The 18752-nt window shown below is 65.8% G+C and carries 14 protein-coding genes and 2 pseudogenes; 4 read left to right on the top strand and 12 right to left on the bottom strand.

Annotated features, from left to right (window positions below; all coding sequences use genetic code 11):
• Nucleotides 1-96 precede the first annotated feature (96 nt).
• Nucleotides 97-1299: a substrate-binding domain-containing protein gene (locus ACWPWO_RS12100; protein ID WP_454006806.1), complete on the bottom strand. Its 1203-nt coding sequence runs from the start codon at nucleotides 1297-1299 to the stop codon at nucleotides 97-99.
• 1229 nt (nucleotides 1300-2528) lie between these two features.
• On the opposite strand from ACWPWO_RS12100, the gene ACWPWO_RS12095 reads away from it, so the two are divergent.
• Nucleotides 2529-3524 carry an Rpn family recombination-promoting nuclease/putative transposase gene (locus ACWPWO_RS12095; RefSeq protein ID WP_454006805.1) on the top strand — a complete coding sequence of 332 codons (996 nt, stop codon included), beginning with the start codon at nucleotides 2529-2531 and terminating at the stop codon, nucleotides 3522-3524.
• Between the two features lie 135 nt (nucleotides 3525-3659).
• Here ACWPWO_RS12095 and gspF read toward each other — a convergent pair whose 3' ends face one another.
• From gspF to ACWPWO_RS12050, 9 genes and pseudogenes are all read right to left on the bottom strand, one after another.
• Nucleotides 3660-4865 carry a type II secretion system inner membrane protein GspF gene (gene gspF, locus ACWPWO_RS12090; protein ID WP_454006804.1) on the bottom strand — a complete coding sequence of 402 codons (1206 nt, stop codon included), beginning with the start codon at nucleotides 4863-4865 and terminating at the stop codon, nucleotides 3660-3662.
• A 17-nt stretch (nucleotides 4866-4882) separates the two neighbouring features.
• Complete coding sequence (gene gspE, locus ACWPWO_RS12085; protein WP_454006803.1) at nucleotides 4883-6325, bottom strand: type II secretion system ATPase GspE; 1443 nt, start codon at nucleotides 6323-6325, stop codon at nucleotides 4883-4885.
• Nucleotides 6322-8940, bottom strand: coding sequence for a type II secretion system secretin GspD (gene gspD / locus ACWPWO_RS12080; protein WP_454006802.1), 2619 nt, complete (start codon nucleotides 8938-8940; stop codon nucleotides 6322-6324). Before gspD ends, gspE begins: the two co-directional genes overlap by 4 nt.
• Complete coding sequence (gene gspM / locus ACWPWO_RS12075; RefSeq protein ID WP_454006801.1) at nucleotides 8927-9493, bottom strand: type II secretion system protein GspM; 567 nt, start codon at nucleotides 9491-9493, stop codon at nucleotides 8927-8929. The genes gspD and gspM overlap by 14 nt, the downstream gene beginning before the upstream one ends.
• Complete coding sequence (locus ACWPWO_RS12070) at nucleotides 9490-10602, bottom strand: GspL/Epsl periplasmic domain-containing protein (protein WP_454006800.1); 1113 nt, start codon at nucleotides 10600-10602, stop codon at nucleotides 9490-9492. The genes gspM and ACWPWO_RS12070 overlap by 4 nt, the downstream gene beginning before the upstream one ends.
• Nucleotides 10599-11594 carry a type II secretion system minor pseudopilin GspK gene (gspK, locus tag ACWPWO_RS12065; protein ID WP_454006799.1) on the bottom strand — a complete coding sequence of 332 codons (996 nt, stop codon included), beginning with the start codon at nucleotides 11592-11594 and terminating at the stop codon, nucleotides 10599-10601. The genes ACWPWO_RS12070 and gspK overlap by 4 nt, the downstream gene beginning before the upstream one ends.
• A gap of 5 nt (nucleotides 11595-11599) precedes the next feature.
• Nucleotides 11600-12037 carry a type II secretion system major pseudopilin GspG gene (gene gspG / locus ACWPWO_RS12060; RefSeq protein WP_454006798.1) on the bottom strand — a complete coding sequence of 146 codons (438 nt, stop codon included), beginning with the start codon at nucleotides 12035-12037 and terminating at the stop codon, nucleotides 11600-11602.
• Between the two features lie 266 nt (nucleotides 12038-12303).
• Nucleotides 12304-12674, bottom strand: a pseudogene (locus ACWPWO_RS12055) (lipocalin-like domain-containing protein).
• A gap of 203 nt (nucleotides 12675-12877) precedes the next feature.
• On the bottom strand, nucleotides 12878-14302 hold the full coding sequence (locus ACWPWO_RS12050) for an aminotransferase-like domain-containing protein (RefSeq protein WP_454006797.1): 1425 nt from the start codon (nucleotides 14300-14302) through the stop codon (nucleotides 12878-12880).
• Between the two features lie 237 nt (nucleotides 14303-14539).
• On the opposite strand from ACWPWO_RS12050, the pseudogene ACWPWO_RS12045 reads away from it, so the two are divergent.
• From ACWPWO_RS12045 to ACWPWO_RS12035, 3 genes and pseudogenes are all read left to right on the top strand, one after another.
• Nucleotides 14540-16191 (top strand): annotated as a pseudogene (locus ACWPWO_RS12045) (cbb3-type cytochrome c oxidase subunit I).
• Nucleotide 16192: 1 nt separating this feature from the next.
• Complete coding sequence (locus tag ACWPWO_RS12040) at nucleotides 16193-16801, top strand: cbb3-type cytochrome c oxidase subunit II (RefSeq protein WP_394061182.1); 609 nt, start codon at nucleotides 16193-16195, stop codon at nucleotides 16799-16801.
• Nucleotides 16798-17394: a c-type cytochrome gene (locus ACWPWO_RS12035; protein ID WP_454006796.1), complete on the top strand. Its 597-nt coding sequence runs from the start codon at nucleotides 16798-16800 to the stop codon at nucleotides 17392-17394. The genes ACWPWO_RS12040 and ACWPWO_RS12035 overlap by 4 nt, the downstream gene beginning before the upstream one ends.
• Before the next feature lie 155 nt (nucleotides 17395-17549).
• On the opposite strand, the gene ACWPWO_RS12030 is transcribed toward ACWPWO_RS12035, so the two are convergent.
• A complete protein-coding gene (locus tag ACWPWO_RS12030) occupies nucleotides 17550-18173 on the bottom strand; it encodes a DMT family transporter (RefSeq protein ID WP_454006795.1) in 624 nt (207 codons plus the stop codon).
• A gap of 48 nt (nucleotides 18174-18221) precedes the next feature.
• The gene (locus ACWPWO_RS12025; protein WP_454006794.1) at nucleotides 18222-18404 is read right to left on the bottom strand and encodes a hypothetical protein; all 183 of its coding nucleotides are present in this window, start codon (nucleotides 18402-18404) and stop codon (nucleotides 18222-18224) included.
• Nucleotides 18405-18752 lie beyond the last annotated feature (348 nt).

Here is an 18752-nt window from a genome sequence, read left to right as displayed (position 1 = left end):
TGCAGGAATCGGGGAGGTGGAACGTGGGCCGCCGGGCAGGCTTGCACCTGTCCGGCGGAGTTTTAGCGAACTAGCAAGCGGAGTTAAGCCATGGGCTTAGGGGCGACCAATGCCGTTGCAAACGCTGGCATCACCAATGGCCAGGCTGCCGGAGGCGGCCAGGAAATTGGTTTTGATGGCGTCTTTCCACGACGTGGGCAGTTCGATGAAGTTGTGATCGACAATCTGGGTGGCGATCGTGGCGCTGTCGGCGCTGCCGTCACCGTAGAAGCGCGACAGCAGATGGCGTACGCCGTCTTTCTTGGCAGCCGTGGCATAGCACTGGCCAACCAGGAAGTTGGTGGTACCGAAGATGGGGTAGCCGGTGGCAGGCAGCGTGTAGGCGGGAACCCAGTTGCGGGGGTTGGATGCTACGCCAGTGGCGGGGATGGTGATGCTGTTCAGCGCCGTCTGGATGTTGGCGTTCACAGGCAGGAAGCCGTTGATACGCGAAACAACGCCGTTGTTGCTATTGGTAAAGTCGGGATCGGGGCTCAGGTAGGCCAGAACGTTGCTATTGGCAGCCACAGCAGCTTTGACGCCGCTGCTGCCCGTGCCCGACACCCAGGTGCCTGCGGCCTTCAAGGCAGCAGCGTCCACGCCAGCGGAGGCAACCACGGCTTTGAAGTCGTTCGACACGGTGAAGGTGATGCCGTGGGGAGCGCAGCCTGCCTTCAGGAAGTCGGCCAGCAGTTCGGTAGTGCCGCTATTGTCTTCGCGGTAGATGACCTTGATGGGGTCAGTACCGTAAGCCGTATTGACTTGATTCCACGTGGTGATTTGACGCGAGTAGATCTTGCAGATCTGTTCGGTCGTCAGGTTCAGGTCGGCGACAGTAACGCCAGAGGTGGCGTTCGTGTGCTTGTAAGGCAGCAGAACCGAGGTAGCAACGGCCGGAATCTGGATGAAAGCGCCCCATTTGGCGGTGCCGCGGGCGGTTTCGGCGTTGTTGTAAGCCACTTGCTCCGCGACGCTGACGCGCGAGTCGCTGCCGGCAAAATGGACGGGACCGGCGCCGCCCAAGAAGGAAGCGTCGTTGCCGAAGAAGGCTTTCTTGCCGTTGCCGCTGCCCACGCCGGTGTAGCCGTAGGTATTGACGGTTGCGTCAGGGTTCAGCACGGTCGAGAAAACGTCACCGTACAGCAGTTCTGGCAGAGTAGCGCCGCCGCCGACGATGGCGTTGGCGTTGGCAGCACCGGCGGCAGCCAGAATGCTGGCGGCCAGAAGGCCCATGGATGTAGCTTTAGCGAACTTTTTCATGTCAAACCTCGATAAGAAGGAGCTGATAGAAAAAAAGCAGAACCAGGCGCGGGAGGGACGTTGCGCGCCCGAGTGGCGCCTGGTTCATGAAGGACCTGCTAAAGAACAAGAACAGCGCAGTGCATGAAAACAGGTATCCGGGTGAAATCATCTTCTGGCTGTTATCGACGATGTGGAGTCGATGGCGTCATTGTGGGGCTTGAATATTAAATCTGTATGAACGGATTTTCCTGATTACGATTTTTTTAAATCCCGATTCGTCATTTTTTATTGGTTAAAAATGAATTGATTCATAGTTTAAAAAAATCAAATAAACTATTGATTTTCAAAGTATTTTGTTGATATTTTATTTTTGCTTAAAGCTTTTTCTGAGGGGCTTATGAAAGGGTTTTTTGAGAATGAATGAGGTGTATTGAAATTAACTTTATAAAAAATCCCGATTTTAAGTAACCGTGAAATTTTTGATGCTGAAAACCGACGTTTTTTGCCGAAGTCGGCGATATCGGCGGGCTGGCATGTTGGAAGGCGTGTTTGGGGGCTGTGGATGTGTCGGCGGGCATGCGGTCCGCGGCGACAGGTCCGTCAGGGGAAAGGCGTGCTCGGGCATGGGCATGCCCTGGATGCGGACGCAGGGTTCCCCTGACTGCATGCGCGGCGGGCAGGAGAAAAAATGCTGAACCAGGCGTTAGCGAACTGGCTCCTGGAGCCGCCTGGTTCAGCGAAAGAGGCCGTTAGGGCGTTTGCTTATTGTTGGACTGCCTGCATCCTTTTCTTGCCGGCCTGGAAGCATCCGTGCTGCCCATGCAGTATGCGGGCCGGGCATGACAGGCAGGCTACGGCAATATGAAGATTTGAAGAAAAAAATCAGGATAATCATACGCTTACGAATAATATGGGCTTGGCGGTCATTGAACTCAAACCCTTGATCCGACGTGGTATTCCCAGGAGCCGAAGCAGCGGCCCCATGAGCTCCTGTGGAGTCGTTACCGCTTTCCGCATGGCGAAATTAAAAATCCCGAAATGCCTGTTTTTTCAGCTGTTTTTTTGGACTGGAATGTGACAGCTGTCATATTCGGGCTGAGCGGGACGGCGCATGTCAGCCTCTCCGGGCAGGCAGCAGGAGGAATAACTGCGTAATTTTGACGATGGACGAAAGTTCGCCCGCCCGTTCTGTTGCCGGAAGCAGTCGGGCATGCTGTCCGGATGTTCATCATGCCAGGTGCGCCGCCATGTCTCTGCTGGACGCCAGCTATCGTTTGTTGTTCAGTCATCGCATTTTGCTGCGCGATCTGTTGCTTGCCGTCGTGCCCGCGGATGTGCTGGGGCGTCTGGATGTCGGACGCGCCGAACTGGTGTCGCCGGTTTATGTCGGGCCCGCCTTGCAGCTCAGGCAGGCGGACCTGGTGTGGAGCGTGCCGATTCAGGAGCCATTGCAAGGCCATGTGCTGATTGCCATCGAGCAGCAGTCCCGGCCTGATGCCTGCATGGCGCTGCGCACATATACCTATGGCGGATTGCAGCTGCAGGCGGCCAGCCGGCGGCAGCGGGCCGCTCAAGGCCTGCCCATTCTGGTTTCTTTGGTGCTGTACAGCGGGGCGCGGCCTTGGCATGGCGTGCGCGCCGTGCAGCGTCTGTTCCAGGCGCCTTTTCACCCGTGGCTGAAGCGCCACATTCCGCGGCAAGGTTTCTTGCTTGTCGACTTTAAAAAACATGCTTTGAACGGATTCTTGCAGGAGTCGAACCTGTTTGGCCTGCTCTGCCGGATCCAGCATAACCAGGGGCTGGCCCACGTCAGCGGCTTGCTGCAGACTTTCATGGATGTATGTTCCGAACCGGCCTTGCAGCGCGACATGGCGGCCTGGATCAATCAAGTCATCCTGCCGCGCTGCTTGCCCAAGGTGGACTTTCCCCATCATTTTCATTTAAAGGACGTGCGTACCATGCTCGACGATCATTCCGGTTCCTGGCTTCACCAGTGGGAGGCGCAGGGGCTGCAGAAAGGCTTGTTACAAGGCCGGGTTCAAGGCTTGCGGGAAGGCCGCAGCGAAGGCCGGCTCAAGGCGCAGAAGGATATTCTGATCCGGCAGATCCGGCATAAATATGGCCGTTGCTCCAGCCGATATCGCCAGATGCTGGAGCAGGCTGGTTCGCAGCAGTTGATGGCCTGGAGCCTGCGCCTGCTGGACGCGGAGTCCCTGGATGATGTTTTTCAGGCGGAAGCCTGAGCAGAACAGGACTGTCAGGCTGAGGCATCAAGGCGCCAAGCCCGGCATGGGCTGCGCAGAACCGGAAGGTCCATGCTCTCGTATTTCCAGCGATGGACAGGGCTGTGTTTCTTGATTCCTCCACCTTATGCAAATTCACTGCACCATCTGGTTGATCGCCATGATGGGCATCAGGATGGCCAGCACGATCATCATGACCATGGCGCCCATGCCCAGGGTCATCATGGGCTCCAGCATGGCGGTCAGTCGCAGGGCGCGGCGCTCCAGGTCGCGGGACAGGTTGGCGGCGGCGCGGTCCAGCATGGGCGCCAGGGCGCCGGTCTTCTCGCCGCTGGCCAGCAGGTGGATCAGGTTCGACGGGAAGACTTTCTGGCGCTTCAGGGCCGGAGCCAGGTTGGAGCCCTTACGCACCTGCTGAGCGGCATGGCGCACGCATTGCGCCAGATACTGGTTGCCCAAGGTCTGGCGGGCGGCATCCAGCGCGGCCAGCAGCGGCACGCCGGCATCGATCAGGATGGCCAGGGTGCTGGCGAAGCGGGCGGTGTTCACGCCCTGCACATAGCCGCCCGGGCCGGGCAGGCGCAGCAGCAGGGCGTGCCAGCGCAGGCGGCGGCCGGCGTCCTGCAGCGCCATGCGGGCCAGCACGATGCCCAGCGCCGCCAGCAGCAAGGCGATCAGGCCGTAGTCGCCCAGCAGGCGGCTGGCCTGCAGCATCAGCCGGGTCAGCAGGGGCAGTTCCTGGCGGGCCTGGGCGAAGGCGCCGATCACCTGCGGCACGACGTAGCTCAGCAGGAACACCACGATGCCGGTGGACACCAGCACCAGGATGGCGGGGTAGATGAAGGCGCTGATGATGGTGCTGCGCAATTGGTCGCGGTTCTCCAGGTAGTCGGCCAGGCGCTCCATGACGCGGGCCAGATCGCCGGCGTTCTCGCCGGCGCTGACCAGGGAGCGGTAGATGGCCGGGAAATCGCGCGGCCGCTCGGCCATGGCGTCGGCCAGGCGCATGCCGCCGCGCACCTGGTCGCACACGTGCTGCAGGGCGGCGGCCACGGTCTTGCGCTCGGCCTGCTCGATGGTGGCGGTCAGGGCGGCTTCCAGCGGCAGGCTGGCGCTCAGCAGGCTGGCCAGCTCGCGGGTCGCCCAGCACAGGTCGGCGGCGTTCATGGCGGGGCTGAACCAGGACTGCGCGGCGCTGCCGGCGCCCAGCTCCTTCAGCTCCAGGATGGTCAGGCCACGCTCGGCCAGCGTCTGGCGGGCGGCGGCCAGGGAGCCGGCCTGCAGCGTGCCGGCCTGCAGGGCTCCGTCCGCCTGGGCGACCTGGTAGTGGAAGCGCGCCATGTTCGCCGGCCCTGACCCTAGTCGTCGCGCGTGACGCGCAGGACTTCGTCGGCGGTGGTGACGCCGGCCCGCACCCAGCGCTGCCCGTCTTCGCGCATGCTGCGCATGCCGTGGCGGCGCGCGGCTTCGCGCAAGGCGGGTTCTTCGCCGCCGACGTGGATCAGCTGGCGTATGTCTTCGTGCACCACGAACAGCTCGTGTATGCCGGTGCGGCCCTTGTAGCCGGTATGGTTCCAGGCCTCGCAGCCCACGGGACGGCAGCGGCCGGGGCCGCCGTCCGGGTCCGGCTGCTTGCAATGCGGGCACAGGCGCCGCACCAGGCGCTGGGCCAGCACGCCCAGCAGGGACGAGGACAGCAGAAAGGGCTCTATGCCCATGTCGGACAGGCGCGTGACGGCGGAGATGGCGTCGTTGGTGTGCAGGGAGGCCAGCGCGCCGTGGCCCGTCAGGGAGGACTGCACGGCGATCCGGGCGGTTTCCAGGTCGCGGATCTCCCCGATCATGATGTTGTCCGGGTCCTGGCGCAGCGCCGCGCGCAGGGCCGCGCCGAAGGTCATGCCTATCTTGCTGTGCACCGGTATCTGGTTGATGCCGGGCAGGTCGTACTCCACGGGGTCTTCCACGGTCAGGATGTTGCTGACGCCGCGGTCCAGCTCGCCCAGGGCGGCGTACAAGGTGGTGGTCTTGCCGCTGCCGGTGGGGCCGGTGACCAGCACGATGCCGTGCGGCTGGCGGATCAGGCGGGTCAGTTCGGCGCGTATGTCGGGCGCCAGGCCCAGGCGGTCCAGTTGCAGGCGGCCGGCGTCTTTTTCCAGCAGGCGCAGCACGGCGCGCTCGCCATGCACCGTGGGCACCGTGGATACGCGCACGTCTATGGGCCGCCCGCCCACGCGCAAGGTGATGCGCCCGTCCTGCGGAATGCGTTTTTCGGCGATGTCCAGTTGCGACATGATCTTGATGCGGGAAATCAGGGCCGCGTGCAGCGCCTTGCGCGGCGAGACCACGTCGCGCAAGGCGCCGTCCACGCGGAAACGCACCACGGACTGGGTCTCGAAGGCTTCGAAATGCACGTCGCTGGCGCCGTCGCGCGCCGCCTGGGTCAGCAAGGCGTTGATCATGCGGATCACGGGCGCGTCGTCCTGGGTGTCCAGCAGGTCGGTGACGGCGGGCAGGTCATGCAGCAGCCGCTCCAGGTCCACGTCGGATTCGGCGGCGTCCACGACGGCGGCGGCGTCCTTGCCTTCCTGGTAGGTCTGGTTCAGCAGCTTGTCCATGGCGGCCTCGTCGACGGACTGGACGGGCACGGCGCCGGCCTGCCGCCAGGCTTCGGACACGGCCCAATGCGGCGTGCGGGCGCAGATCAGCAGCGCGGGCGGGTCCTGCCGCAGCAGCAGCCGGTGATTGCGGCACCAGGCGGCGGGCAGCTCGGGCAGGCGATGGGCTTCGGTCAGGGCGTTCATGGCGACTCTAGGGGGCGGGCGCGGTAGCCCAGCTCGGCCAGCAGCGCAAGCGAGGTGTCCAGAGCCTGTTCCTGCGCGGGAACATCGGCGCGCACCTGGTAGCCATTGCCGCCCGCACCGGCCAGCACGTAGGCGGGCAGGCCGCTGCGCTGCACGCGGGCGGCGATGCGCCGCGCTTGGGCTTCCTGGTCGGCATCGGCGATCAGGATGGCCTGCCGCTCGACGGGCGAGGCCGCATAGTCCTGGTCCAGGGATTGGCGCACGCCCACGTTCGCCGGCAGGCGCGCGTGCATCTGTTCGGCGGCGGGCGTCGTCGGAGCCGGGCGCTGACGCAACTGGACGGTCTGGCGGGTGGGGGGAGCGTCCTGCCCGCGGGTCTGCTCCCACTGGTCGGGACGCAGGTCCACTTGCGCCTGGGGCTGGGCGGGTTTGCGCAGGGGCGGCAGCACGGGCGCGCTCATGTCGGGCAGCAGGGGATGTTCGGCGGGCTGGCCGCGCAATTGCTGGGCGCGCATGTAGTTGTAGCGGTGCCGGGTCAGGCCGTGCCCGGCCTGCGCATCGCGGATGACGTAGGGGCGCAGGAAGACCATCAGGTTGGTTTTTTCGCGTTCGCGCTTGTCGTAGCGGAACAGCGCGCCCAGGATGGGAATGGAGCCCAGGACCGGCACGGCGTCCGAGCCGCGGGTGACCCGGTCTTCCAGCAGGCCGCCCAGCACCATGATCTGCCCGTCATCCAGCAGCACGCTGGTGTCGATGGCGCGCTTGTTGGTGACGATGCCGCCTTCCACCTTGGTGGTCTCGTCGATGTTGGAGACTTCCTGGTAGATGTCCAGCTTGACGGCGCCGCCTTCCGAGATCTGCGGGCGTATGCTCAGCTTCAGGCCGATTTCCTCGCGCTCTATGGTCGGGAAGGGGTTGTTGTTGGCGCCGCCGCTGGTGACGTACTGTCCGCTGACGAAAGGCACGGTCTTGCCCACCAGGATGGAGGCGGGCTCGTTGTCCAGGGTCAGGATGTTGGGCGTGGACAGGATGTTGGCCCCGCCTTTGCTCTGCAGCGCGCGCGCCAGCAGGTTCAGGTTCATGATCTGGCCCACGCCCGGGATGTTGACGCTGCCGTCGAGGATGCCCAGCGACAGGCCGCGCGGCAGCATGTCCACCGTGTTGGTCGCCCCGGTCTTGAAGTCGGCCCCGCCCAGGTTGGCGCCGCCGATGAAACGGCCGTTGTTGCGCATCCACTGGATGCCCAGCTCCGAAGCGTCGTTCTCGGTCACTTCCACGATCAGGCTTTCCACCAGCACCTGCGCGCGCCGCTGGTCCAGCATGTCGATGACCCGGCGCAGGCTGCGGTACATGGGTTCGGGGGCGGCGATGATCAGCGCATTGGTGGTGGTGTCGGCCTGCACGGTGACGCCGGAGGCGGAGAAAGAACTGGCGCCGCTTCCGGTGTCGCGCTCCAGGGGCTGATCCTGCAAGCCTTGCTTGTCCGTCTTGCCGCCGGCGCGCGGCTTGTCCTGTCCCTGGCGTTGGTTGCCCAGCGCGGCGCGCATGGATTCGCTGCCGCCTTGTTCCTGGTCCGGGGACTCGCCCGTCAGCAGGCCGCGCAGCACGCCGGCCAGGTAGCGCGCCTGGGCGTTGCGCAGGTACACCACGTGGAAGTTGCCGGGATCGGTCTGGGCATTGTCCAGTTCCACGATCAGGTTGCGCGCCAGGGTGCTGCGCCCCGGGCTGCTGGAGCGGATGATGACGCTGTTGGAGCGCGGGTCGGCCATGACGGCGATGTCGCGCTGCGCGTTGTTGCCGTCCTGTTCCAGGATGTCGTTGGCAAGGGCCGCGATATCGGTGGCCACCCCGTTGTAGATGGGCAGCCCCAGCGTGTGCAGTGCCGTGGGCGTGTCGATGGACTGGATCAGCGCCGCGATGCGCTCCAGGTTGTCCACGCTGTCGGTGATGACGACCGTATTGTTGTTGGGGTAGGCCGTCAGCACGCTGTCCGGCGCCAGCAGCGGTTTCAGGGCGGCGACCAGGGCGTCGGCCTTCTCGTAGTTCAGGCGGAAGCTGCGCGTGGCCACTCCGCCCAGGGCTTTGGGATCGTTGACGGCGCTGCCTTGCAGGCGGGCGTCGGCGATGGGCACCACGCGGCTGCCGGCGCCCACGTCGACGACGGCGACGCCTTGCAGGCGCAGGGCGCCGTCCAGCAGCTGGAAGGCGGTGGAGGCGGGCACCTCGCCGTCCGACTGCAGCGTCAGCGTGCCTTTGACGCGCGGATCCACCAGGAAGTGGCGATCCAGAAAGCTGGACAGCGCGGCGACGACTTCCTGGACGTCGGTGTTGCTGAAGTTCAGGCGCACCTTGTCCTGGTCCTGGCTGCCGCGGCCGCGGTAAGGCGCGGCGCCGCCGGCGGGCAGCGGGGCGGACTGGCGCAGGACCTTGCGTTGCGCGGGCGTGTCATCCGGCTCCAGGGGCAGTGCGCGCGCGGTCCCCGGGGCGGGGACCAGGTCGGGGTCGTGGGTGAACAGGTCCGAGTCCTGCGGCGGCGTGGTGGTCACGCAGCCCGCCAGGAGCAGGCTGCCGGCAAGGGCGCTCAATCGGGGCCGGACGGGCTTAAGGTGAATCATATGGCGGGCCATCCCAAGGCTGTTGGCGAATCTGTAGCTGAACCAGGGCGGTGACGGGCGCCTCCAGCGCGTCGCCGCCCGCGCGCTCCATGCGGACCTGCTGCACGGCCAGTCCGAGCCTGGCGGCGGCCGGCGCGAGCCAGGCCAGCAGGGCGGCTGCGGAGACGGGGGAGGAGAATTCCAGGCGGATGTCCGGCTCCGCCACGCTGATCCGGGCGGCCAGCCCGGCCTGGGCAAGGCTGGCCTGAAGGCGGTCCGTCCATGGGCCGGGGTCCCGCTGCCCTGCCGGGACCAAAGGAGCGAAGCCATTTTCCTGTAGCAACTGCTCCAGTTCCGCCGCCTGCCTGTGCAGGCGGGGCAGCTCCTGCTGCCAGTGCTGGCGCGTCTGCCAGGCCGGCCGCAGCCAGAACAGCCAGAGCAGGGCGGCCGGCAGCAGCACGGCCATCAGGGTCAGTTGCCGCCGCTCGCGCCGGGTGAGGGCTTGCCATTGGCCTTGCAGGGGTCGGATCCAGCGGCTCAGGGCCGGGCTGCTCAAGCGTAAGAAGGGTTTCATGGCGAAGACTCCATGGGGGCTGGCAGGGCCGTGATGACCAGGCTGTCCTGCTCGGCAGTCAGCGTGATCCGCTGGTTGGAAGCCTGCTCCCTGAGCGCGGCCAGCCGGGCCTCGGCGGGCCGGGCGCCGTCGCGCCAGGTCAGGGTCAGGGTTCCGGGCTGGTAGGCCAGCGTCTGGATCTGCCCTTGCGCGATGTCCAGGACGGGCGCGGCGGCCTGGATCAAGGAAAACAGATCGTCGCCGATGGCATCGGCGCTGCCGTCGCGGCGCGCATCGATCTGCTGGCGGGCTTGCCGGAGCGGATCGAGCACCATGCCCATGTCCGGAAAGGCCGTCTTGACCCGCTGCGTCATGTCGTGCTTGAGCGCCTGGCCCCGGGCGGCCAGGCGGCGCGTGTCCAGGTGCATGGCCAGCAGGGACAGGGCCAGCGCCGCCGCGGCCCAGCCGGCGGCAATGCGCGGCCAGCGCGACGAGTCCTGCGGCGTCAGCGCTTTCAGGGGGAAATGCCAGTGCGCGACGGCAAAGGCGGAACCGGGCGCCGCCTCCTGCCCGGCGGACGGATGGCCGGGCGGCAGGATGTCCAGGTGCTGCGGACCGACGGGACGCAATGCCCAGCCGTCCACCCATACCGTCCGGCCGGCGGCCAGGTCGGGCCGGCCGTGTGGAGGAAGCAGCGCCCTCGGCGACAACCCGAAATGGCGCAGGCGCTGCGCCTGTTGCCGTACGGTCTGCCGGGGCGTCCAGGCCAGGTCCATGCGTCCGTCCTCGCTGCGCGGGCCATGCGCCACCAGCAGTTCCTCCAGGGTATTCAAGGACCGCGCCGCCACGGCCTGGCGGGCCGCCTTGAGCAGCAAGGGGCGCGCCAGGGGCGGCATGGGCAGGCAGGCCGAGGCAAGGTCGGCCGGATGCGGGCAGGCGCTCAGGCGGCGGGGCCTGAAGCGAGACGCCGCGGCTTCCAGGCCGGGAAGGCGTTCCGCCTGCCAGGGACCTTTACGCTGCCGCCAGAACACGTCTACGGCATCGCCGGGCTCCGCGCACGACGCGGGCAGCTGGATGCGCAGTTCGTGCACGCGCAGGGCGCCGGGCGCGATTCGGGCAGGGCGGATCATGCCCCCTCCCTGTGCCAGACGATCTGGGGCAGGCGCTGTTTGTCGTCGAACAGCAAGGCGCGCGACAGGACCCAGGCATTCTGCAGCCGCACGGCGCTGTCCAGGCGGAACCAGTGACTGGTGATGCCCAGCTTGAGCTGGCTTTCTTCCAGCTCCGGCATGTTCAGTCGCTGGTGGATGTCGCCGCGATTGAGGAACCAGCGGCCCTTGTCGCGTTCGGCCAGCAGGGCGCGGGCCTTGTCCAGGGACAGGCCGGGCACCCAGGCGGCGATGACTTCGGCGCGCGCGGTGTTGGCGTTGATCCAGCTTGGGCGCGGCAGGATGGTGACGAATTCCCCCAGGCGCTCCAGCAGGGCTTCGTCCAGCCCGGGTTCGGGCAGCAGGTCCAGGAGGATGCGCGGACGCGGCGCCTGGTCCTGCGCCGGCACGGATGCAAAGCCCAGTTCGAGGCCGGCCTGCAAGGAGGCTTGCCGGTCTTGCTCTGTCAGGACGGACTGGTCGCGGTCTTCGCTGACCAGGCTGATGACGGCCCGGCGGGCGATCTGGCGGGCCTGTGCGGCGGGAATGCCCAATAGCTGGCACAGCCGCAGGAAAGCCGCGCTTTCCTGTGGGTCCACTTGGCCTTGGCGTACCAGGTTGCGCAGATTGAATTTGCCCTGTTCATCGCTGATGCGGCTGTACAGCCAGGCCGGCGGCTGCCCGGCGTCATGCAGCGCCCGGCGCCGGACGGGGCGGTTCGACGGGTCGTCCAGCCGTACGGCGACCTGCTCGCGGGAATGCAGGCGCAACAGGGCGCGGGCGCGCTCCCTGTCGGCGGCCAGGGTGGAGCGGACGAACAGGATTTGCTGCTGGACCTCCAGGCGCCGCGTGTCCACCGCCTGGCGCGCCAGCATGGCGCCGGCCAGGATGGCCAGTATCGCCACCAGGGCCAGGGTGCTGACCACGATCATGCCGCGCTGGCGATCGGGCAGAGCGGGACGCTGGAGATTCATCGGGTTCAGCGCTGCCAGGAGCCGATGTCCGCATTGCTGCCTTCGCCGCCGGGCTGGCCGTCCGCCCCCAGCGAGAAGACGTCGATTTCTTCATGGACGCCGGGGTTCAGGTACTGGTAGGGATTGCCCCAGGGATCCTGCGGCAGGCGGTCCAGGTAGCTGCGCCAGTTGTCCACGCCGGCGGGTTTCTGCACCAGGGCCTGCAGGCCCTGGGCCTGGGTCGGATAGCGGCCGTTGTCCAGGCGGTACAGCTTGAGCGCCTGCATGATGGAGGCCACGTCCTGGCGGGCCGCGGCGGCGCGCGCCTGGTCGGGGCGGTCCATCAGGTTGGGGACGATCAGGGCGGCCATCACGCCCATGATGACCAGCACCACCATGACTTCGATCAAGGAGAAACCGGCGTGGCGCAGACGGGAGCGTGAGCGGGAAGAGCGATTCAGCATGGCGGGCGCATCCTTTGAAAGCAGAGTCTGACGTCCTGTCAGGTGCCTTCATGATGGCAAAATCGCATTGCAGTATTGTGGAAATAAATCGGGAGTATTTGCTGTCAAATAGCGACAGTTGCTGCTTGTTTTGGCTGATTTTGAGATTTATGTAATCTCAATTCCCGATTATGGGTAAAGGCCTGTTCCGGGCAGGGTGCAATGCGGCCGGCGGGGGGGCGCGAACGGCCCCGCGGCATCACGAAGGCAGGCGCCCGGAATCGGGATCAGGCGGTGTCGGCGCGGCGCCACTTCAGGCTGGCGTGGCCGAGCTTGCCGTTGAACAGCAGAGGCTGTCCCGTGGTCAGGTACAGGTGGTCCCGGTCCAGGCGAGCCAGTCTTTGCTGCGGAACGCCCACCCAGAAGGGGATCAGCGACATGTCCACGAAGTGGGTCACGCTGCGGCTGTCTTCGTCCACTTCAAAGGAGCCGGCGTAGGCGATATAGGACGAAGCCAGGGCGGCATACTCCCGGGGGCGGCCTGGCTCCAGTCGCCGGAGGCGACCTTGGGGCGGTTGGCGCCGCTGATCTGGGCCGACATGAAACCGGATTCCGTGTACACCAGCAGGCCCGTCGGGCGCGGGCCCAGAGGCGGCATGGCGTCGCTGCCGTCCACGGGGTCGAAGGAAAAAGATACGAGTTGCCAGGCGCCGATCAGCCTGGCGCGCAATTTGGTCGTCATGGTCGTGCTCCCGGACAGGCAGCGCGGAGGCGTCTGCAAATGATCAGTATGACCTCCTCTTTCTTGTCTTCTCAAGATTTTGGCTGTAGTTAATTTCTATTGCCAAGAAATAAGCAAAGTTATGGTTGAGGCCGCGAAGTTCTGCACAAGGCCCCCAGGGTCTGGAGCGCGGCAAGTCCGCGCTCGTCCCAGGGATGGCCGAAGTTCAGCCGCAGGCAGTGTCTGTAGTCCTGCGTGGTGGAGAAAATGGAGCCGGGCGCGATGCTGATTCCCTGGGACAGGGCCTGGCGGTGCAGCTCCAGGGTGTTGGCGTGCTTGTCCAGTTCCACCCACAGAAAATAGCCCCCTTCCGGCCGCGTGGCCCGGGTGCCGGGCGGGAAGCTGCGCCCCAGCGCCTGCGCGAAATCGTCCCGCTGCTGGCGCAACTGCGCGCGCAGGCGGCGCAAATGCCTGTCGTAGGCGCCTTTTTCCAGGTAGCCGGCCAGGGCCAGCTGGGTGGGAACCGGAGAGGTCAGCGTGGTGGTCAACTTGGCCTTGGCCACCTCCTGCACATGACGGCCCGGGACGGCCCAGCCGATGCGATAGCCCGGCGCCAGCGTCTTGGAGAAGGAAGAGCAGTGCATCACCAAACCCTGGCGGTCGAAGGCTTTGGCGGGGCGGGGGCGATGCGCGCCGAAATACAATTCGCCGTAGACATCGTCCTCCAGCAGGGGAATGTCATGACGCGCCAGCAGCGCCACCAGCTCGGCTTTCTTGGCGTCCGGCATCAGGCTGCCCAAGGGATTCTGGAAAGTGGTCATCAGCCAGCACGCCTTGGGCGAATGGCGCAGGATGGCCTGTTCCAGGGCGTCCAGATCTATGCCTTCGCGCGGATGGGTGGGCACTTCCACGGCCTGCAGCTTCATGCGCTCCAGCGATTGCAGGGCCGCGTAGAAGGTGGGGGACTCCACCAGCACGATGTCGCCCGGCCGGGTGACGGCCGCCAGGCACAGGTTCAGGGCTTCCAGCGCGCCGTTGGTGATGACGATGTCGTCCGCATTGATCTCCATGCCGTCGGCCAGGTAGCGCAGCGCGATCTGGCGGCGCAGGGGCGCATGTCCCTGCGTCAGGTCGTCCACGCTGGCCCAGGGATCCTGCTGCTTGACGCCGGCCGACAGGAAGCGACCCAGCCGTTCCAGCGGGAACAGCAGGGGGCTGGGGAAGGCGGAGCCCAGGGGCGTGACGGAGCGTTCGGAGGCCGATTGGAGGATGGCCAGGATCAGGTCGCTGTTGCTGACGCTGGTGGCCTGCAGCGGCGGACGTGAAGCCGTGTCGGCCTCCAGCGCCAGCCGCGCGGCGGACGGCGAGACGTAATAGCCCGAGCGCGGCCTGGCCAGGATCAAGCCCTGGGATTCGAGCCGGTAGTAGGCCTGGAAGATCGTGGAGGCGCTGACCTTGTGCCTGTCCATCAATTGGCGCACGGAGGGCATGCGGTCGCCGGGGGACAAGGTGCCCTGGTGAATGGCTTGCGCGAGTTCATCGGCCAGGCGTTCGTAGAGTTTCATGGCAGGCGGTCCCAGGGGCATCTGATGGGGTCAATGCAAAAAAACGCATTTTTTCATTATCTGATCCGCTTTCCCTCGGATGCAAGCGCTGCGCTGTGCGGGCGGCGGTCTACGCAACTGATACGGTTTTTGGCGCCGCAACTGATTCTTGGAATGCAGAGGACGCCCGCGTAGCCTTGCCGGGTGTTTTCGTTTGCGCCGGACCAGGCTCCGGCGCCACCTTGTCAGAGGAATACCATGAACCCGACGGCGCTATTGCTAGCCGCATTTATCCTGTCGATTGCCGGGCTGTTTGCGTTTATCTGGTCCTTGCGCAAAGGCCTGTTCGACGCCGACGTGAGCGGCGCGCGCACCATTTTCCATGCTGGCGAGATCGGCCGGCCCGAAGAGCCGTCCGCCGGCGCGGCGCAGCATCAGGCCCTGAGCCTGGGGGCGCGCGCCCACCTGGCCGAGAATCAGGGCCAGACCGCCGGCGCCGCCGAGCTGCGCGCCCGCGAAGAGGCCGACCGTTCCAGCTCGCTGCCGGCCTTCCTGTTGATCGCCTGCGCGGTGGTCTGGCTGGTGGTGGCCTCGTTTGCAGGCCTGATCAGCTCGCTCAAGCTGCACTGGCCCGAGTTCCTGGGCGATGTGTCCTGGCTCAGCTTCGGGCGGCTGCGCACCCTGCACCTGAATGGCGTGGCCTATGGCTGGGCGCCCATGGGATTGCTGGGGCTGACGATCTGGATGCTGCCGCGCCTGCTGCAGACTCCCTGCTGGGCGGCCGCCTGGTCATGGTGGGCGGGCTGGTGTGGAATGCCGCGCTGGTGGCCGGCATGGGCGCTCTGGCCATAGGCCTGAACGCCGGCATGGAGTGGCTGGAGATTCCCTGGCAGATCGGCGTGCTGTTCGCCTTCGGCGGCATGATGATAGGCATGCCCCTGGCCCTGATGCTCTCGCGGCGCAAGGTCAAGCACCTGTACGTATCGGTGTGGTACATAGGCGCAGCGCTGTTCTGGTTCCCCATCCTGTACATCGTGGCCAAGGTACCGGGCGTGCATTTCGGCGTGGAGCAGGCCACCATGAACTGGTGGTTCGGCCACAACGTGCTGGGCCTGTTCTACACGCCCATGTCGATTGCCGCCATCTACTATTTTCTGCCCAAGGTCATAGGCCGGCCGGTACGCTCCTACAACCTGTCCCTGCTGGGATTCTGGACCCTGGCCTTTTTCTACGGCCAGGTCGGAGCCCACCATCTGATCGGCGGCCCCATTCCCGAATGGCTGATCACCCTGTCCATCGTGCAAAGCGTGATGATGGTGATTCCCGTGCTGGCCTTCTCGGCCAACCAGCACCTGACGCTGAAGGGCCATTTCAGCGCGCTGCGCCACTCGCCCGTGCTGCGCTTCATCGTGTTCGGCGCCATGATGTATACCCTGGCTTCGCTGCAGGGCTCGCTGGAGGCCCTGCGCTCGCTGAACGCCGTCACGCACTTCACGCATTTCACCGTGGCGCATGCCCACCTGGGCATGTATGGCTTCGTGACCATGGTCATCTTCGGCGGCGTGTACTTCGCCATGCCTCGCATCCTGGACACGGCCTGGCCGCGTCCCGCCCTGATTTCCCTGCATTTCTGGCTGGTGGCGGCCGGTTTCGCGGTCTACATGATCACGCTCAGCATCGGCGGCGTGCTGCAGGGCCTGGCGCTGCTGGATCCGGCCCGCTCGTTCATGGATTCCGTCGCGGTCACCATGCCCTGGCTGCAAGGCCGCTCCCTGGGCGGCGCCCTGATGACGCTGGGTCATCTGGTATTTGCCCTGCACGTGCTGCTGATCATCCTGCGTTCCGGCGTCTTCGCCGTGACCGAGCGCAATCCTGTAACCGAGCGCGGCTGCGCTGCTGTGAAGGCCTGATATGGAAAATGAACTGAAGCTGATCGTCGGGTCCATGGTGACCCTGTCACTGGCCACGGCGGCCATGATCGTGGTGCCGTTCCTGCAATTGAAGGACGAGCCCGCGCCCGAAGGGCTCAAGCCCTACACCAGCCAGGAACTGCGGGGAAGGGCCGTGTATCGGGCCAATGCCTGCATCGCCTGCCACACGCAGCAGCCCAGCACGACGGGCGCCGGCGTTGCGGATGCAAGCCGCGGCTGGGGCCGGGCATCGGTGGCCGGCGACTACCACTACGACGATCCGCCGTTGCTGGGCACCATGCGCACCGGGCCGGACCTGTTCAATATCGGCGTGCGCCAGCCCAGCGAAGACTGGCACCTGGGGCATCTCTATGATCCGCGCGCCTACACGCCGGGCAGCAATATGCCGGCCTATCGCTTCCTGTTCGAAGCCAAGGACAAGGAGCAGGTCGCGCCCGGCGAACGGGTGGTGAACCTGCCGCCGGACGTGGGGCCCCAGGGCAAGGTCGTGGTCGCCAGGCCCGAGGCGCTGGATCTGGTGGCCTATCTGCAAAGCCTCAAGCGCACCTATCCCGTCATCACGCTGGAGCAGAAGGAGCGCATGCAATGAGGCCGCCCATCCAGACACGCCAGAGCGAGAATGCGGATCCGCACGAACAGTACAACCCTATTCCCCGCATCGTGATCGCCGTAGTGGGCGCCCTGATCGTCTGGGCGGTGTATTACATCTTCACGGCGCAGCCCGACAGCGCCGCCGGCCTGGGCGATCGACGCCCATTGGCGGTGCTAGCGCCACAGGAGGGCGGCCCCGGCGCGTCCGTGGTTGGCAGGCAGCTGTACGCCAATGCGTGCCTGGCCTGCCATCAGGCCACCGGCATGGGGCTGCCCGGCGTGTTTCCTCCCCTGGCCGGGTCCGAATGGGTCAAGGGCGAGCCCGAGGTGCTGGCCAAGCTGGTGCTGCACGGCATCCACGGCCCCATCACGGTAAAGGGCCACACCTACAACGGCGCCATGCCGGCCTTCGGCGAGCAGTTCAGCGATGGGGAACTGGCGGCGGTGCTGACTTATATTCGCGGTGAATGGCAGAACGGGGCCTCAGAGATGGACGCGGCGGCGGTCGCCAAGGCGCGCGCCGCCAGCGCGGACCAGACGACGCCCTGGAATGGCGAGCAGGCGCTGCTCGCGCATGGAGCCAGGCCCTGATCCGGAATTCCGGATGTCATGCGGACAAAGGGATCAATTATTAGAAGCAAATGTGAAACGGCATGTCAGGAACAGGCCCCTGACTTTTCGACCGGAAACCCGCCCGACCCCAGGGCGGGCTTCCGGTCTTTTTTTCCTGTGCCGTCGACGCCGCGTCAGCCGCTTTTACGGAAGGACAGCGACAGGCCGGCCAGGATGGCCAGCAGGCCCAGTCCGGCCGCCAGGGGCAAGGCATTGCCCAGCACCAGATAGTCCAGGCCGGCCGTGACCACGGGCACCAGGTAGAACAGGCTGGTGACGTTGACCAGGTTGCCGCTGCGTATCATGCGGTAGAGCAGCAACTGCGCCAGCACGGAGATGACCAGGCTCAGCCACAGCACCGGGCCCCAGAAGCCGAAGGTGTTGTCCCAATGCACATCCTGGACGGTTCCCAGCAACAGGAACAGCAGCAGCGACAGGGCGTATTGCAGCGGCATGGCCTGCAGCGGAGGCTGGGGACTGCGCTTTTGCAGGATGGCGCCCAGCGTCATGCTCAGCAGGGCGCCCAGAGAATACAGCAGGCCGGGCAGGGTCAGGCGGGTCAGGATCAGGCTCTGGTAGACCACCAGGACCAGGCCCGCCAGGGACAGGCACAGGCCGGCCAGGCGGGCGGGAGAAAAGCGCCGTTCCGTCAGCGCCAGGGTCAGGATGGGCTGCACGCCCAGGATGGTGGCCAGCAGGCCTGGGGTGATGCCATTGCCCAGCGCCTCGAAATAGCACAGGGAGTACAGGCCTATCATGAGCAGGCCGCCGGCAGCGGTGCTCCAGCGCAGGCCCCCGGACGGCAGCTAGCCGCCCTGGCTCCAGCCCAGCAGCAGCACGACGGGCAGGGCGATGGCAAAGCGCAGGGTCAGCATGGCCAGCACGGAGCCGTGGTCCAGCCCGACGCGGGTGAAAATGCCGGCGCTGCCCCACAGCAGCACGAACAGCGGCATGGCGCCCCATTGGGCGCGGGATGTGGATGTAGTCATGTTTCGTTGTCTATCAGATTCGAATTGCCTTCGCGCGCGCCGGGCAAGAGGCGCGGATGAACGATGCGAAGGAATGAAAACGGATTGGCTTAGCAGCGAACGCCGCTATGCGCGTCTGCGACATGCGCGTCTGCGACATGCGCGTATGCGACGACGGCGCGTGGCGGATGAACGCCGCTGCGTACGTCTGCGACGACAACGAGGGAGGGAGGAGGCGTGGCTGCCCGCACGGACACGGCCGGGAAGCCGGCGTCAGTGTTCAGCAAGAGGGGTGCGGGACAGTTCATGGAATGAGAATCTGGAAAGATTTCGGTTTCAAGCACTGTAGCACGGCCGTCGGCCATTGTC

The organism is Alcaligenes sp. Marseille-Q7550 (assembly GCF_965112015.1).
This window is presented reverse-complemented; position numbering and strand designations above follow the sequence as displayed.